This is a genomic window from Brevibacterium sp. LS14 (assembly GCF_012027885.1).
Classification (GTDB): domain Bacteria; phylum Actinomycetota; class Actinomycetes; order Actinomycetales; family Brevibacteriaceae; genus Brevibacterium; species Brevibacterium casei.
This window is the reverse complement of sequence record NZ_SJXG01000055.1, coordinates 22,693-39,299: the sequence shown is the minus strand read 5'-3', so window position 1 is coordinate 39,299 and position 16,607 is coordinate 22,693. Positions and strand designations below refer to the sequence as shown.

Sequence of the window (16,607 nt, the reverse complement as noted above, 5' to 3'; positions counted from 1 at the left end):
CCGTTCCCGCTCGTCGCACCGGAAACGCCGAGCAGGTCGAGGTTCCGAGTGCCGGCACTCGCGACCCCCGCTGCCCGACCCCGCGGCACGGACGGACTCCGCGACACGGGCGAGCTCCGCGACGCTGACGAGTTCCGCGACACGGACGAGGGGATCACCGGTCTCGCCGTCTGCACTGCCATCACCGCGAACACCCGCGACGTCATCACGATTGAGCTGTGGACACCGTGGCTGAACAGGGCCGACTTCGAACCCGGCCAGTACCTCACGGTGCACGTGCCCGAGCTCGGACTCGACCGCTGCTACTCGATCTCCTCGGCGCCGTTCGGCACGAACACGCTGACGATCACCGTCAAACGACAGGCGGGTCCGGTCTCGGCCTACCTCCACGACCGGCTCCGGGTCGGTGACCGACTCCATGTCGACGGGCCGTACGGCCTCTTCAGCACGAGCTTCCATCCCGCCCGCCGCCACCTCTTCGTCTCCGCGGGGTCGGGGATCACCCCGATCATGTCGATGGTCCGTGCGCTGCTCGCCCGCAATCCTCCCGAGACGATCGACATCGTCCTCCTCCACAGCGCCTCGACCCCCGACGACATCGTCTTCCGCACCGAACTCGACCAGTTGGCCGAGGTCCCCGGGATCACCGTCATCACGATGTGCTCCCGCGACTCCGCGACCGAGGTCTGGAGCGGTCCGCGCGGTCGGATCCGCCGGGACGTCCTCGAGTCGGTCACCGACCTCACCGAACGGGAGGCCTTCGTCTGCGGGCCCAGCGGATTCATGGACACCGTCCGTTCCCTGCTCGCCGAGGCGGGGGTGAGCCGAGTGCACGAGGAGACGTTCGCCTTCGCGACGACTCCCGCGCAGCGGCTCGCTCGCCGCAGAACCCCGGCGACGGAGGGTGTAGGCGCGACAGTCTCCGCCGGAGCGAAGGTCGCTTCGGGAGTGACGGTTTCCGCAGGAGCGACGGTTCCCGCGGGAGCGAGGCTCTCCGCAGGAGCGCCGATCTCTGCGGGAACGGGGTCGTCGGCGCCACCGGCTTTCACCGTCGAGTTCGCCGCGAGCGGCCTGTCCGTCGACTGCGACGCCGAGACGACCGTGCTCGATGCCGCGCTCGCCGCAGGACTGACCGTCCCCTCGTCATGCGAGTCGGGCATGTGCGGGACGTGCAAGTCCGACCTCCTCTCCGGAGAGGTCGAGATGAGCCATGAGGGCGGCATCCGTCCGAAGGAGATCGCCGCCGGGAAGTTCCTTCCCTGCTGTTCGACGCCGCTGAGTGACCTCGTCATCGACCGGTGAGCAGGCCGCTCACCGCAGGACGAAGCCCGGGACGAGGTCATCCTTCGGGTCGACGGTGAAGCTCGACTCAGCGACTTGGTGCGCCGTGCCGGTGACGACGGGGACGACACCGTCATCGGTGACGTCGAGGACCCGCGCGGTGAAGCGCGTGCCGACGATCGACTCGTGGACGAGCCGCTGCCCGTCACCGAGCTCGCCGGTCGCATGGAGGGCGGCGACCCTTGCCGCTGTGCCCGACCCACACGGGGACCGATCGACCTGCCCGTCGGCGAAGATCGTGACATTGCGCTGGTGGAGCTCGCCGGCTGAGGTGGTGCCGAGCCGGTCGACGACGATCGTCCCGTACACCCCGCTCAGTCGCTCGTCATCCGGGTGGACGGTCAGCGGATGTCCGCGCAGTCCCGCCTTCACCTCCCGTCCGAAGGCGATGAGCTCGCCGAGGCGGTCGGGAGTGACGTCGATTCCGCTGTCCTCGACACAGGCGTAGAGCGCCCCGCCCCATGCGAGATCGACCTCGACGGGACCCTGGCTCGTCTCCACCGTGACTCCTGAGGCGACGAGGCGGCTGGGCACATTGACGAAGTCGACGGCGGTTACGGCGCCCTCGGCGTCAGTGTGCACGCTCGCCCTCACCCTGCCCGAGGGGACGTCGATGACGACCTCGGTGGGACCCGCCTCGGCGGGGCGGATGAGCCCGGACTCGACCGCCCAGACACCGAGCGCCATCGTCCCGTGACCGCACGCGGTGGAGAACCCGTCCTTGTGCCAGAAGAGGACGCCGAGGTCCGCGCCGTCATCATCGGGCGGGACGAGGAACCCGCCGTACATGTCGGCATGCCCGCGCGGTTCGAAGCAGAGCAGCCGACGCAGTCCGTCGACCTCCGGACTGGCGATCGCGCTCGCCCGCCGGTCGGCGACGGCGGACCCGGCGATGTCGATCGGCGGGTTCGCGACGATCCGGAACGGCTCCCCGGCCGTGTGGTAGTCGACCGTCTTTATCATCACTGTGGGTCTCCCTTTCCCTGACACTGCGTCACAGTCCCATCCCGACCCGCAGGCCCTCGAGCACCGCGGCATGGATGTTGCGGGAGGCGACGGCGTCCCCGATCCGGAAGAGCGCGAAGGACCCGGCGGCCTCGGCGGGCTCGGCACGCGTGGGGGGACGGGGCTGCTCGGCAGCGTCGGCCGCCTCGGCGGATTCGTCAGCCGTGGTGGGACGGGACGATGGCCCGGTCGCGGGCTGCGGATGCCCGTGTACCCAGGCGTCGAGGTCGATCTCGCCCCGGTTGCGTGAGCGTTCGCGCAGCTCGAGGTAGACGTCGTCGTTGGGCACCGTCCCGTGATCGACGACGACGGCATCCGCCTCGACCGCGGACTCGAGATCGGAGTACTCGTTGCGCAGTCCTGCCCGGACCCGCGTCCCCTCGGGCGCTGCCGCGACGAGGCGCTCGCCGAGGCGGACGTCGACGCCGAATTCGGAGAATGCCCGCAGGTAGGCGGGGGAGTTCATCGAGCCGACGTCGATGCCGATGGTCCGCTCGGGACTGACGTAGACGACCTCCTGTCCGCCCCGGGCGAGGCGTTCGACGGCATCGAGGGCGGGATAGGCTCCGTGGTCGTCGAAGACGAGCACCCGGGACTTCGCGCGCAGATGATCGTCCATGACGTCCCAGACGTCGAACGGCTGGGTCCCGCCGAGCGGAGGTCCGGTGTCGGGGATCCCCCCGGTGGCGACGATGACGACGTCGGGATCGAGGGCGAGCACCGCCTCGGCGTCGGCGAAGGCGTTGAGACGCAGATCCACACCGTGCTTGGCGCACTGCTGGACGCGCCAGTCGACGATCCCGATGAGGTCCCGGCGGCGCTCGGAGCGGGCGGCGATGCGGACCTGACCGCCGGGCGCGGAGTCGGCCTCGAGGACGGTGACCCGGTGCCCGCGGACCGCGGCGACGCGGGCGGCCTCGAGACCTGCGGGGCCGGCCCCGACGATGACGACGTGCTTGACCTCGGCGACGGAATCCTTCGGGACCTCCTGCGGGAGATCGGCCTCCCGGCCGCTCGCAGGATTGTGGATGCACGTCGCCGAACCGGAGGTGTAGATGCTGTCGAGGCACATGTTCGCGCCCACGCAGGGACGGATGTCGTCCTCACGGTGCTCGGCGATCTTACGGACGAGATGGGGGTCGGCCAGTTGCGCCCGCGTCATCCCGACGAGATCGAGACAGCCGTCCTCGATCGCCCACCGGGCGGTCGGAACATCGGCGATGCGCGCGGCATGGAGGACGGGGATCTCGATCGCCTTCCGGATCCTCCGACACGTCTCGAGCCACGGGGCCGAAGGGGTGCCCATGCCCGGGATCGCCTCGGCGAGCACCCTGTCGGAGCCGATCGTGCCGACGTTGAGGTTGAGGAAGTCGATGCCGTGGGCGGCGTAGACCTCGAGCACATCGGTTGCGCGGTCTTCGCGCATCCCGTCGTCGCGGCGCTCGTCGACGGCCATCCTGATGCCGACGAGGAACCCGTCGGGCACGGCCTCCCTGACGGCGTCGATGATCCGGAGGGGGAAGCGCGTGAGATCGGCGAGCCCGCCGTTGCAGTCGTCGGTGCGCTCGTTGAGCCAGGGCGCGAGGAACGCATCGAGGAGATGACCGGCATGCATGATCTCGATGCCGTCGAAGCCGGCGTCGGCGACCCGGGCGGCCGCGGCGGCGAAGTCGGCGACGATGCGATCCATGTCGAAGTCCTCGAGCGCCTTCGTGAACGACCGGTGCGCGGCCTCACGAGTGCGCGAGGGGGAGACGAGCGGCAGCCAGTCGCCGGTGAAGTTCGACGAACGCATGCCCAGATGGGTCGCCTGGATCATCACCGCCGCTCCCTCGGCATGACAGTCCTCGGCGATCGCCGCGAGCCACGGGGTCACCTCGTCGGTCGAGAGGTCGATGTTGCCGAAGGCCGCAGGAGAGTCGCGCGAGACGATCGCGGATCCGCCGATCATCGTCAGGCCGACGCCGCCGCGCGCCTTCTCCCGGTGGTAGAGGCGGTACCGGTCCTTGGGCATGCCGAGTTCGGTGTAGGCCGGCTCGTGCGAGGTCGAGACGATGCGGTTGCGCAGAGTGAGTCCGCCGAGGTCGTACGGCTGGAGCAGCGGGTCGTCCATTCCTCCTCCATCGCAGGAACGGGTTCCCTTCCGGGAACGAGCGGAATAGGTAATCGATTACCGACTACCGTGCTTCCATCGTCGATTCTCCGGGCTATGCTGTCAATAGCTCTGCGAAGTTTGTGCGGGAGTCGGACGAGCAGATCGCGCGGGAGTTCAGCGTGCAGGTTTGTGCGGGAGAGTTCGACCGGAACTCCGGCGAGCAGATCGCGACAGGTGAGCGAGGAGGGTGAGCATGGATCGACCAACGGCACCACCGTCGCTGCGCGAGCACGCGCTGGCGATCATCCGCGACGCGATCGCCACCGGAGAGCTCGACGAGGAGCGGATCTACTCCGCCGCGGGACTCGCGAAGCAGCTGGGCATCTCGCTCAGTCCGGTGCGCGAAGCGATGATGGCCCTTGTCACCGAAGGCACCGTCGAGGCCGTGCCCAACCGCGGGTTCCGGCTCGTCCCGGTCACCGAGGCCGACCTCGAGGAGATCATCCGCATCCGTGTGCTCCTCGCCGTCCCCGCCGTCCGCGAACTCTGCCGGCAGTTGAGAAGTGCGGGCTCCGACGGCGGGACTCCGGAGGCCGGCGACCCGGAGATCGCCGGGACTCCGGAAGCCGGCGACCCGGAGATCGCCGGGACCGGACCCGCAGGCGTGGCCGCCGATCCCGACTCAGCGCGCCCCGACACAGCCCACCCCGACACAGCCCACCCCGACACAGCCCGCCCCGACATCGGCGACCGGATGCGGCAGCTGCGCGAGCACGCCGAGGCGACGGTGACCGCCGCCGAAGCCGGGGACATCGTCGGCTTCTACACCCACGACCGCCGGTTTCATGAGTCCCTGCTCGCCTTCGGCCTCGGATCCCGGGCCGCGGAGATCAGCCTGCGCCTGCGCGATCAGTCGCGCATCGGCGGGCAGGCGCCGGTCGGAGGGGTCGCGGTCGAGGACATCGCGGTCACCTCGGCGAAGGAGCTCATCGACATCGTCGACCTCATCGAAACCGGGGCCGATGATGAGGTGGCCGAGCTCGTCACCCGCAACCTCTACTTCTTCCGGCGCACGGAGGCCTGAGCCGCCCGAGACGACCGGCGCCCCTCGACGCGGGCGGCCAAGCGCGGGCGTCGAGGGGCGAGAACGGGAAGGGCGAGCGCTTACCTCCCGGCGCCGATCGGCATCGTCTCCGGGTCGATGTCGGGGTTGTCGTCCTGGGTCTTCTCGAGCTCGACGGCCTCCTCGTGCGAGCTCACGGTCGGGAACGACCCGAGGAGGGGCCGGTGCGCCGACTCCTTCATGAAGCACACGGCGACGAACGCGATCACCGAGAAGAACATGATGTAGAAGGCAGGCATGTACGAGTTGCCGGTGAGGTCGATGAGCGCCTGGCTGAACAGCGGAGTCGTGCCGCCGAACAGGGAGACGCCGAGGTTGAAGGTCAGTCCCATGCCCCCGTAGCGCGAGGCGGTGGGGAAGAGCGCCGGCAGCGTCGAGGCGAGGCAGGCGATGTAGAACGCCGCGGGGACGGCGACCATGAAGAGGGCGATCGTCACCGCCCACATCTCACCGATCTGCATGACCGCGAAGGCGGGGACGATGAGGACGATCGTCAGCCCGGCGGCGAGGCCGAAGACGAACTTCCGCCCGAGCCTGTCCGAGAGACGTCCGATGAGCGGCAGGCTCGCCGACATGAGGACGAGCACGGGGATCGTCACGACGGCTGCCTGGATGTTCGAGACCTTGACCGTCTCCTCGAGGTAGGTCGGCATGAAGCTCGTGAGGGCGTAGCCGATCGTCTGCGATCCCGCGACGATCGCGATGCCGATGAGGATCTCCTTCCAGAAGTGACGGATGACGCCGATGAGCCCGTGGCGGGCGTAGGGGTCGTCGTTGTCCTTCGTCACGAGGCCCTCGTGCTGGGCCGCTTCGAAGCCGGGGGTCTCGGGGATCTTCATCCGGAACCAGATCGCGACGACGCCGAGCGGGATCGCGACGAGGAACGGGATCCTCCAGCCGCCGTCGACCATCGCGTTCTCGCCCCAGATGCTCGTCGTCACCACCGAGGTGATGGCGACGGTGCCCGCACCGGCTGCGAAGCCGAGGTACGAGCCGACGTCGAGCCACGACGCCCAGTAGCCGCGCGACTTGTCGGGAGCGAACTCGGAGACGTAGGTCGTCGCACCGGCGTACTCGCCGCCGGTCGAGAAGCCCTGGATCATCTTGAGGATGTAGAGGGGGATGATCACCCACAGTCCGACCTGGGCGGCCGTGGGGAGCATGCCGATGAGAGCGGTGGCGGTGGCCATCGTCGCCATCGTGAAGAAGAGGACCTTCTGCCGGCCGATCTTGTCGCCGAGGGGTCCGAGCACCATGCCGCCGAGCGGGCGGACGAGGAACGAGACCGCGAAGCCGAGCAGGGTGACGAGCAGACCCATCTGCTTGTCCATGCCCTCGGTGAACACGGTCGTCATCGTCACGGCGAGGTAGCCGTAGACGCCGAAGTCGAACCATTCCATGAAGTTGCCGACGGTGGTCCCGCCGATGGCGGTGCGGATGGACTTCGGTTCGACGACGATGCAGTCATCGGCATCCAAACGCTTCTTCCTCCGCTTGATGCGGAAGGGCTTTCGGCCTTCCCTGGACGGTTCCGAGTGGCCGGTGGTCATCTGAGAATCCTCACGTTGACAGCAGTGCAATCGCCGCTCACATGCTGGGCTTCAAAAAGACAATGCAGAACATCATTGCGCGGTGTGCAAACCATGTCAACAGTCGGAGTGAACCGGATCACGCAAGGAGTCTTGTTTCCTTGGTGCGCGATGCAGCCGTACTCTGGGCGGCTCGAGGGCGCAGGAGCCCTTGTGCGACAAGGCAGCGACGGCCCTGCCGATCATCGACCTCGGCCGTGTTCGTCACCTCGGCAGATGTGATCATCACGACCCCCGCCGAGGTGGGTGTGCGTTCCCCGCCGAGGTGGTGCTCCGATTCGTCCGGGACCGGAGTTCCTGCCTCAGAAGAAAAGCGTGCGGACCCCATCGAGACGGGATCCGCACGCCCTCGAGGCGATGCTCAGATCAGAGCGGAGAGTCTCCTGCGTGGGGATAGCGGACGACGCGGAAGGACTCGAGTCCGGGATCGACGCTGCCGCGGACGTGGCCGGACGGGCTCGCGGCGACGGCCTGGAGGAAGGCGACGGTCTCCGCGGTGATCTCCTCACCGGGAAGGACGTTCGGAATCCCGGGCGGGTACGCCGCGAGCGAGCTCACGCTGATCCGGCCGGCCGCCTCGGCGGCGGGGACGACCTCGGACTCGGCGAAGAACGCCTCACGGGGGAGCATGACCAGATCACCGGCGCTCGGCAGCGGCGGGATCTCGACGGGGGTGTCCTCGACAGCGTCCTCGACTGCTGCCGTGCCGACTGCTGCCTCGTCGTCCGCGGCGGCGTCGACCGTCGCCGCGTGCTCGTCTCGGAGTTCGTCGAGGGCGGTGAGCAGCGGGGTGATGTCGGGGGACTTGCCGAGTCCGATGAGCGCGACGAGGGTGGTGGCCGTGGCCATCTCGGCGAAGATGCCGTAGTCCTCTGCCAGCCGCTTGCGGATCGTGTGCCCGTCGAGACCGGTGGCGGTGATGTCGATGGGCAGGCGGAACGGGTCGATGTCGACGACGTCGGGATGACTGAGGAAGTCGCCGGAGAGCAGGCGGTAGCGCCCCGTCCCCTCGACCTGGGCGCGCATCTGCCGGATGTTCTCGAGCGAGTCGGTGATCGCGTCCTCGGCGTTGACGAGCTCCCGGCGGGCGATGTCGATCGACGCCATGAGGTGGGCGTTCTCGCTCGTCGAGGCCGTCATCATGAAGGCGCGGGCGAGTGCCGGCTCGAGGCGATCGGCGTATTCGGTGTCGCCGAGGTGGAGGAGAGCGGACTGGGTGAAGGAGCCCGCGAGCTTGTGGGTGCTCATGATGACCATGTCGGCCCCGAGCGTCACGGGGGAGGCCGGCAGGTCGGGGTGGAAGCCGAAGTGGGCGCCCCAGGCCGCGTCGACGACGAGCATCGCGCCGGCCTCATGGGCCACCTCGGCGAGTGCCGCGACGTCGGCGACGGCGCCGAAGTAGCTCGGGGTGACGAGGTAGACCGCGGTGACCTTCTCCGGGTGCATGCGGATGGCGTGGCGCAGGGCGTCGGGGGTGACGCCGTGGGCGATGCCGTTGACCTCATCGACGCTGGGGGACACGAAGCGGGGGTTGAGTCCGGCCAACACGATGCCGTCGATGAAGCTCGAGTGGGCGCTGCGCTGCGTGATGACTCCGGTGCCGAGGGTGCCGATGGCCAGGGCCGCCATCCGGTTGCCCTGGGAGGAGCCGTTGGTGAGGAACCAGGTCCGCCTGGCCCCCCAGGCTTCGGCCGCCAGCTGCAGCGCTTCGTCCTTGGGGGTGTCGACGCCGAGGTCGATGCCGTCGAAGAGTGGGGGGATGTCGAGGGCGAGGGTGTGATCGCCGAAGAAATCGGCCTGACCTGCGGAGATCCCTTCCCGATTGCCGCCGTGCCCCGGAGTCGAGAGGAAGAGCGAATCGCGGCCCGCCGCCGTCGCGAGGGCGTCGGCGTAGGGCGCGCGCGTGTGCGCGCGGGCGGTTGCGGGCATGGGGGAGTCCTGGTGCACGGTCATGTCTCCAATGTAAGGAGCGAGGAGTCTGAGGAGAATACCAAGTTTCCTCCCGTACTCTATAGCCACTATAGAGATCATGGGGGTAGACCAATGGAAGTCCTCGATACTCGGGGTCTCGTGGCGCTGCGCGCCGTCGCCGATTCCGGGTCGGTCGCCGCAGCGGCCTCAGCGCTCGGCTGGAGCCAGCCCACGGTCAACCATCACCTCGGCAACCTCGAGCGATCGCTCGGAGCCACGCTCGTCGAGCGCACCCCGCGCGGATCGCACCCGACGACTGTCGGCGCCCTCGTCGTCACCCGCGGCGTCGAGATCCTCGGACTCTGCGACCGCCTCGTCGACGAGGTCGGCCTGTGGCGCGACTCCCAGGCGGTGCCGGTGAAGATCGGAGCCGTTCCGACCGTCGGCGCCCGCGTCATCCCCAAACTCCACCACGAGCTGCAGAAGCGACCGCGCTGGCACCAGGACTCCCCGGGGCTCGGGGCGGCGCTCGACGTGACGATGGACGAGCACGCGAAGCTCGTCTCCCGCCTCGAGGCCGGGGACCTCGACCTCGCGCTCCTCGTCTCGACCGACGTCGACAAGGTGTGGATCCCGCCGAGCCTCACCGCCGAGCACCTCTACTCCGAACGGCTCTTCCTCTGCGTGCCTGCATCCGTCGGTCCCATCCCCGTCGATGCCCACGGGATGCCGGACTTCGCCGCCCTCGTCACGCAGTCGTGGGCCTTCAGCATCGACCCGGGCGATGCGATCGACGAGGTCATCCGGGCGCTGTGCCTCGCCGCGGGATTCGAACCCCGGGTGGGCATGCGGATGGACGACTACGCGGCGATCAACCGGATGATCGCCGCCGGACTCGCCGTCGCGATGATCCCCGAGTCGTCACTGCCGAGCGATCCCGAGATCGACGTGGTGCCGCTGCCGCTCACGGCCGCCCGCCGCGACGTCCTCCTCGTCTCCCGCGCCCGGGTGCTCGGTCCGAGCCGCCGACCCGCGCGCCACGATCCGATCGCCGCCGCCCATTCCGCCGCCCTCGCCGAGGTGGACGCCGACGTCCGCACGGTCACCGCGGTCTGGCGGTGAGGACACCGAGTCTCCAGTGGTGAGCGCTCAGTGCGGCTGCCAGGCGTCTTCGATCGCGGCCTTGTCGGCGATCTCCGGAGGCAGGGTCTTCGCCGCGAGGTCGGCGATCGTCACCTTCTCGAGGACGTCACGCAGCGCATAGCGGGCGGCGACCCAGACCTGCTGGAGCGCCTCGGCGGCGGCATCGTACTCGACGGCCTCGGGGCGTTGGCCGTAGATGGAGACGAGGGGGCCGTCGACGGCGCGGATGACATCGGCTGCGGTCACCTCGGCGGCGGAGTCCGCGAACCGCCACCCTCCGGACTTCCCGCGCACGGACACGAGGATGCCTGCCCGGCGGAGGTCGGCGAGGATGGCCTGGAGGAACCCCTTCGGGATGTCCTGGCGGCGGCCGAGTTCGTCGGCGCTGATGGGGTCGCCGTCGCCGCTGGCGGCGATCTCGATGAGCGCGCGCAGCGCGTAGTCGGATTTCGTGGTGACCCGCATGCCGTCATCGTACAGCGGCACTGTCCTCGCACTGCGGGACCGTGAAGGTGCAGCGGCGCCGTCGTCGTGCGGCGGGACTGTCATCGTACGGCGGCACCGCGGCCCGACCGTGGTCGTTCCGCGGTGCCGTGGACAGCTCAGCGGCTCAGGCGTCGGCCGCGACCGGTTCGGCCGCCTCCTCGCGTCGCGACTTCCGCTCGAGGCGGACGACATGGACGAGGAGCGAGACCCAGACGAGCGCGAGACCGATGAGGATCGTCGTGAGCACCGGGGTCGAGGCGCCGAGAGCCAGTGCGATCGTCCGTGCGTTGGTGAGGATGATGATGCCGCCCGCGGCGATCGCGAGCACCTTCGCGGGGAGGATCTTCACCAGCCACGCGGCGAAGGGGGCAGCGATGATGCCGCCGACGAGGAGGGCCCCGGCGATCGACCACTCGATGTCCTGTGAACCGAGGGCGAAGAGGAAGCCGAGCGAGCCGCCGACGGCGACGACGAACTCGCTCGTGTCGATCGAGCCGACGACCTTGCGCGGTTCGAGGCGACCGGAGGAGAGCAGCGTCGTCGTGCCGACGGGACCCCAGCCCCCGCCGCCGATCGCGTCGAGGGCGCCGCCGACGAGGCCGATGGGGACGAGGAGGGTCTTCCCCGGACGCGCTTTGAACGTCGGCCTCGCCCCGCCGAGGGCGAGGAAGCGCCAGATCACGTAGATGCCGAGGGCGAGCAGGAGGCCCGAGATCCACGGCGTCGCCGCATCGCCATTGAGGCCGGCGAGGAACGTCGCACCGGCGAAGGCGCCGATGAATCCGGGAACGGCGAGGATGAGGACGGTGCGCCAGTCGACGTTGCCGAACTTGTGGTGGGAGATGCCGGAGACGAGGGAGGTGCCGATCTCGGAGAAGTGCACCGCCGCCGAGGCGGTCGCCGGGGCGATGCCCGTGGCCAGCAGCAGGGTCGTCGACGTCACGCCGTACGCCATGCCGAGGGAGCCGTCGATGAGCTGGGCGATGAGCCCGACGATGCCTAAGACGATGAGCTGCCGCATGGAGGCCGCCTTTCCGTTGCGTGAGGATTGTTGAGCAGTTCTGCGGTACCCCCACACAATAGCCACTAAGTTGAGTGGATTACTACACTATGAACTTCTGTGACGCGGCGAGGCGGAGAGTGGCGGTGATTCGGCGGATGGTCGCGGTGTCTCGGGCCGCGTTGGGCCTGTCTGCTGAAGGGCTGGCGGCGGGAATCGTCGGTTGGGCGGTGCGGGATCAGTGGGTGGGGAGCCAAGATTGCTCAACTGTGTCGTCGTGATGGGGGAGATGCCGAGGTAGTGGAGGAGATGCCGTCGCGGAGGACACGATGCCGACGTGGTGGAGGGGTGGAGTGCGTGCCGGGGTGCGTTCGGCGGCGGGGTGCGCTGCCGTCCGGCGCCGGGTTGTCGGGATGCCGGGATGCCGGGGTGCACCGGTCGTTCGACTACTCCGAGCGGGGGATGGCGCCGAGGCGGAGGACGTCGAGGTCGACCTGCCCCTCGATGCCGTCGATCTTCGCGAAGTAGTGGACCTGCCACATCGTCCAGCTGTCGTCGGCCGGCCGGACGAAGTAGTTCGTCACCCACTGCGGGCGCTCGGCCAGCGCGCCGATCGAATACTCGGAGGTGAAGGACCCCCTCGCGTAGACGAGCAGGGGCCGACCCCACGCCTCCTCGACGGTGCGGCGGAAGTCGGTGAGCTCGGCATCGACCTCGGCCTGGGACGGTCGCCTCTCGCACGCGCCGATGAGCTCGAGATCGATCGCCGGGGCGAGCGCATCCGCGTCGGGCGGGGCTGCTGAGAGGAAGTTCTCGGCCTGTTCGTTGCCCGGCGAGCACAGGGTGAAGAAGTGGTAGGCGCCGCGACGGATCCCGGCCTCGCCTGCACCCGCCCAGTTCTCGGTGAAGCGGGGGTCGACGTAGTCGTTGCCCTCGGTCGCCTTGATCATCGCGGCCCCGACGTCGTCACCGGCGACGGCTGGCCAGTCGATGGCGCCCTGATGGTTGGAGACGTCGATCGCGAGCACCTCGCCCGCGCGCAACGCCGGCCTGCCGTTCGGCACGTAGGCGAACCACCAGGCGGCACCGATGCCGACGACAGCGACGAGGACGATCGCGGTGACGATCAGCGGCCTGCGCGAACGCCTGCCGCGCCGCCGTCGTGAGGAGTGGTGTGCGCCCATCACCCCAGGTTAGCGGCGGTCCCGCTATCCCCACGAGCTCAGGCCGCGCCCTCGACATCACGGACGACGGGCAGCTCGCACGTCGTCGGCGCGACCTGGTGGTAACCGGAGAGGAACTCGCCGAGGCGACCGATCGACTCCTCGAGCACGTCGACCGAGGGCAGTGTGACGAGCCGGAAGTGATCGGGGCGCGACCAGTTGAACGCGGTGCCGTGGGAGATGAGGATCTTCTGTTCGCGCAGGAGGTCGAGCGCGAACTGCTCGTCGTCGGTGATCCCGAACCTCTCGGTATCGAGCTTCGCGAAGAGGTAGAGCGCCCCATCGGCCTGCTGCGCGCTCACGCCGTCGATCGCGTTGAGCCCGGCATGGGCGACGGCCATCTGCTCGCCGAGGCGACCGGTCGGCAGGACGAGGTCCTCGATCGACTGGCGCCCGCCGAGAGCGGCCTGGATCGCATGCTGAGCCGGGACGTTCGCGCACATCCGCATGTTCGCCAGCAGGGTGATCCCCTCGATGTAGCTCTTCGCCTCCGCCAGCGGTCCGGTGATCGCGAGCCAGCCCGCCCGGTAGCCGGCGATCCGGTAGGCCTTCGACAGACCCGAATACGTCAGGCACAGGACGTCGTCGCCGGTCAGGGTGGCCATGTTGACCATCTCGACGCCGTTGTAGGTGATCTTCTCGTAGATCTCGTCGGCGAAGACGATGAGGCCGTGCCGACGGGCGATGTCGACGATCGCCGCAAGCGTCTCGCGCGGGTAGACGGCGCCGGTCGGGTTGTTCGGGTTGATGACGACGATGCCGCGGGTGTGCTCGGTGATCTTCGACTCGAGGTCCTCGAGGTCGGGCAGCCAGCCGTTCTCGTCATCGCAGAGGTAGTGCTTCGGGGTGCCGCCGGACAGTGCCACCGAGGCGGTCCACAGCGGGTAGTCGGGGCTGGGGACGAGGATCTCGTCGCCGGGATTGCACAGTGCCTGGAGGGAGAGGGTGATGAGTTCGCTCACCCCGTTGCCGAGGAAGACCTCCCGCGTGTCGAGGTTCGTGATCCCCTTCGACTCGTAGTGCTGGACGACGGCGCGGCGGCCGGAGAGGATGCCGCGGGACTCGGAGTAGCCCTGCGCGTGGGGCAGGTGGCCGACCATGTCCTGGACGATCGCCTCGGGGGCTTCGAAGCCGAAGGGTGCCGGATTGCCGATGTTGAGCTTGAGGATCGTGTGTCCCGCTGCCTCCATCGCCTCCGCCTCTTCGAGGACGGGTCCCCGGATGTCATAGAGGACGTTGGCCAGCTTCGACGACTGCCTGAACATGTGAGCCTTTCCCTGAGAGTTCTGCCTCTCCCACGCTATTGCCCGAACCTGGGTGGTTCCGACCCGGCAGAGGCGCGTTTCGAACACCTTTGGCCGCCTCGGCGGACCGTTGTGCAGACCTTTGCGCTGCAGCGGCGTCCGGACCAGCGCGCGATGCCGGTGCCGGCGCGGTCTGCTCCCTCCGTGCACAGTGCCCAGCCGATCGCACCCGACTAAGCTGAGGTCTGTGCCCCCGAACCAGCGCCGCCGCGGTCGTCCGCCGAAGTCGTCCGGCGGTGACGCGCGCCAGGCGATCGCCGAGGCGGCCGCCGCCGAGTTCTCCGAGCGCGGCTACGACGCCGCCTCGATGCGGGGGATCGCCCGCCGGGCCGGCGTCGACCCCGCCCTCATCCACCACTACTTCGACTCGAAGGCCGCCCTCTTCGCCGAGGCGGTCAGGCTTCCCGTCCGCCCCGACAGGATCGTCCGCCGCGCGCTCGACGCCCCGCTCGACCGCCTCGGCGATGCGATCGCGACGACGGTGCTCACGGCGTGGGAGGATCCGCGGGTCAAGCCCGTCGGCATCACCCTGCTCAAATCGGCGATCGGGGGTTCGGCCGCAGGCGGTCTGGTCAGGCAGTTCCTCGTCCGCGAGCTCGGCAGTCAGATCGCCGGGAGGCTTGCGGCCGAGGGCGTCGAGGCGACCGAGGCGGATCTGCGGGCCTCCCTCGTTCTCGCCCAGATGGCGGGGGCGCTCATCGTCCGGCACGTCGTCGTCCTCGAACCGCTCGCCTCGGTGCCGCTGGACGAGGTGATCGCCCGGGTCGGTCCGGCTCTGCAGGGGCACATCGACGGTCGTGGCGGCTGACCGACCCTTGACGTGAGCGCGCATCGGGCGTGTAATTCATCATATGGTGAATAATTCGATCGAGATCCGGGACCTCACGGTCCGGCGCGGGAGGACGACGGTCCTCGACCGCCTCGATCTCAGCGTGCCCGGTGGGGAGATCGTCGGACTCCTCGGCCCGAGCGGCAGCGGGAAGACGACGCTCATGCGGGCGATCGTCGGGGTGCAGACCATTCGCGGCGGCGAGGTCAGCGTGCTCGGACGGCGCGCGGGATCGTCCGCCCTGCGCCACCGGGTCGGCTACATGACCCAGCAGGCGAGCATCTACGACGACCTCACCGTCGAACAGAACCTTCGCTACTTCGCCCGCGTCGTCGGGGCTCCGGCGGCCGACGTCGCCCGAGTGATCGAGCGCACCGGGCTCAGCGCGCAGGCTCGCCAGCTCGCCCGGACGCTCTCAGGCGGTCAGGCGAACCGGGTGTCGCTCGCGGCGGCGATGCTCGGCACCCCCGAGCTGCTCGTCCTCGATGAGCCGACGGTCGGCCTCGACCCCGTGCTGCGCGCCGAACTCTGGGACATCTTCCGGGGGCTCGTCGACGACGGGGCGACGATCCTCGTCTCGAGCCATGTCATGGACGAGGCCACGCGCTGCGACCGGCTCCTCCTCATGCGCGATGGCCGTGTCATCGCCGACTCGTCTCCGCAGAGTCTCCTCCGCGAGACCGGGTCGGCGACGGCGGAGGACGCCTTCCTCCGGATCATCGAACGCGACCTCAGCGATGACCGAGGTCAGGGCCACCGCCTCCTCGGCGAGAGGCGCCCCGCCCGGCCGAGGGGAGGTCGGCGATGACCCCGCAGCGCACGCTGGCGACGACGGGTCGCGTGCTCGCCCAGATCCGCCACGATCCCCGCACGATCGCCCTCCTCCTCGTCGTGCCGAGCCTGCTCATCGGGCTCGTCGCGTGGATCTTCGACGAGACCGATGTGTTCGAGACGATCGGGCCGGCGATGCTCGCGCTCTTCCCGTTCATCGTCATGTTCCTCGTCACGAGCATCAGCACCCTGCGTGAGCGGCGCAGCGGCACCCTCGAGCGCCTGCTGTCGATGCCGCTGGGCAAGGGCGACTTCATCCTCGGCTACACACTCGCCTTCGGGCTCCTCGCGATCGTCCAGACGGCGATCGCCGTCGCCTTCGCGGTGGGGGTGTGCGGTCTGACGATCGACGGCTCGCTCGGCCTCCTCTTCGTCGTCGCGATCGCCGACGCCCTGCTCGGGACCGCACTCGGGCTGCTCGCGAGCGCGTTCGCCCGCACCGAATTCCAGGTCGTCCAGTTCATGCCGGTCCTCGTCTTCCCGCAGATCCTCCTCGGCGGGATCTTCCTTCCGCGTGACCGGCTGCCGGACGTGCTCGAGGTGATCGGCGACTGGCTGCCGCTCTCCCACGCGATCGACGCGCTCACGGCGGTGGCGACCGGGGACGAGGACGCGGGCTGGGTGTGGCTGCGGATCCTCTTCATCGGCTGCTGGATCGTCGGGGCGATCGTCGTCGGGTCGCTCACCCTGTGCAGGCGCACCCCGTAGGAGCCGTGCGCGGTGCGTC

General features: G+C 69.3%; 14 protein-coding genes. 6 read left to right on the top strand and 8 right to left on the bottom strand.

Annotated features, from left to right (window positions below):
• The first annotated feature begins 48 nt into the window (after positions 1–48).
• Positions 49–1,302 (top strand): hybrid-cluster NAD(P)-dependent oxidoreductase, encoded by a 1,254-nt coding sequence (locus EZE58_RS12675; protein WP_009376701.1) that lies wholly within the window; start codon positions 49–51, stop codon positions 1,300–1,302.
• Between the two features lie 9 nt (positions 1,303–1,311).
• On the opposite strand, the gene EZE58_RS12670 is transcribed toward EZE58_RS12675, so the two are convergent.
• A complete protein-coding gene (locus tag EZE58_RS12670; protein ID WP_009376699.1) occupies positions 1,312–2,304 on the bottom strand; it encodes a proline racemase family protein in 993 nt (330 codons plus the stop codon).
• Positions 2,305–2,335: 31 nt separating this feature from the next.
• Positions 2,336–4,459: an FAD-dependent oxidoreductase gene (locus EZE58_RS12665; protein WP_009376697.1), complete on the bottom strand. Its 2,124-nt coding sequence runs from the start codon at positions 4,457–4,459 to the stop codon at positions 2,336–2,338.
• A gap of 235 nt (positions 4,460–4,694) precedes the next feature.
• Between EZE58_RS12665 and EZE58_RS17495 the strand changes: the two genes are divergently transcribed.
• Positions 4,695–5,525: a GntR family transcriptional regulator gene (locus EZE58_RS17495; protein ID WP_009376695.1), complete on the top strand. Its 831-nt coding sequence runs from the start codon at positions 4,695–4,697 to the stop codon at positions 5,523–5,525.
• An 80-nt stretch (positions 5,526–5,605) separates the two neighbouring features.
• Here the strand turns inward: EZE58_RS17495 and EZE58_RS12650 are convergent, their stop codons facing one another.
• Both EZE58_RS12650 and EZE58_RS12645 read right to left on the bottom strand, forming a co-directional pair.
• Positions 5,606–7,114 carry an MFS transporter gene (locus EZE58_RS12650; RefSeq protein WP_081590970.1) on the bottom strand — a complete coding sequence of 503 codons (1,509 nt, stop codon included), beginning with the start codon at positions 7,112–7,114 and terminating at the stop codon, positions 5,606–5,608.
• Positions 7,115–7,519: 405 nt separating this feature from the next.
• Entirely contained in the window at positions 7,520–9,106 is a 1,587-nt protein-coding gene (locus tag EZE58_RS12645; protein WP_167560670.1) for an aminotransferase class V-fold PLP-dependent enzyme, read from the bottom strand.
• A gap of 90 nt (positions 9,107–9,196) precedes the next feature.
• Between EZE58_RS12645 and EZE58_RS12640 the strand changes: the two genes are divergently transcribed.
• A complete protein-coding gene (locus EZE58_RS12640; protein WP_009376692.1) occupies positions 9,197–10,186 on the top strand; it encodes a LysR substrate-binding domain-containing protein in 990 nt (329 codons plus the stop codon).
• A gap of 27 nt (positions 10,187–10,213) precedes the next feature.
• On the opposite strand, the gene EZE58_RS12635 is transcribed toward EZE58_RS12640, so the two are convergent.
• From EZE58_RS12635 to EZE58_RS12620, 4 genes are all read right to left on the bottom strand, one after another.
• Positions 10,214–10,672, bottom strand: a complete 459-nt coding sequence (locus EZE58_RS12635; RefSeq protein WP_040341421.1) for an Rrf2 family transcriptional regulator — start codon at positions 10,670–10,672, stop codon at positions 10,214–10,216.
• A gap of 145 nt (positions 10,673–10,817) precedes the next feature.
• A complete protein-coding gene (locus tag EZE58_RS12630; RefSeq protein WP_167560668.1) occupies positions 10,818–11,714 on the bottom strand; it encodes a sulfite exporter TauE/SafE family protein in 897 nt (298 codons plus the stop codon).
• A 425-nt stretch (positions 11,715–12,139) separates the two neighbouring features.
• Positions 12,140–12,877 (bottom strand): GH25 family lysozyme, encoded by a 738-nt coding sequence (locus EZE58_RS12625; RefSeq protein ID WP_167560666.1) that lies wholly within the window; start codon positions 12,875–12,877, stop codon positions 12,140–12,142.
• 38 nt (positions 12,878–12,915) lie between these two features.
• Positions 12,916–14,181 carry a pyridoxal phosphate-dependent aminotransferase gene (locus EZE58_RS12620; protein WP_167560664.1) on the bottom strand — a complete coding sequence of 422 codons (1,266 nt, stop codon included), beginning with the start codon at positions 14,179–14,181 and terminating at the stop codon, positions 12,916–12,918.
• A gap of 226 nt (positions 14,182–14,407) precedes the next feature.
• Between EZE58_RS12620 and EZE58_RS12615 the strand changes: the two genes are divergently transcribed.
• The 3 genes from EZE58_RS12615 to EZE58_RS12605 are packed head-to-tail and all read left to right on the top strand — an operon-like array spanning position 14,408 to position 16,588.
• Positions 14,408–15,028: a TetR family transcriptional regulator gene (locus EZE58_RS12615; protein WP_063249473.1), complete on the top strand. Its 621-nt coding sequence runs from the start codon at positions 14,408–14,410 to the stop codon at positions 15,026–15,028.
• 43 nt (positions 15,029–15,071) lie between these two features.
• The gene (locus tag EZE58_RS12610; protein WP_009376681.1) at positions 15,072–15,857 is read left to right on the top strand and encodes an ABC transporter ATP-binding protein; all 786 of its coding nucleotides are present in this window, start codon (positions 15,072–15,074) and stop codon (positions 15,855–15,857) included.
• Complete coding sequence (locus EZE58_RS12605; RefSeq protein WP_009376679.1) at positions 15,854–16,588, top strand: ABC transporter permease; 735 nt, start codon at positions 15,854–15,856, stop codon at positions 16,586–16,588. The genes EZE58_RS12610 and EZE58_RS12605 overlap by 4 nt, the downstream gene beginning before the upstream one ends.
• Positions 16,589–16,607 lie beyond the last annotated feature (19 nt).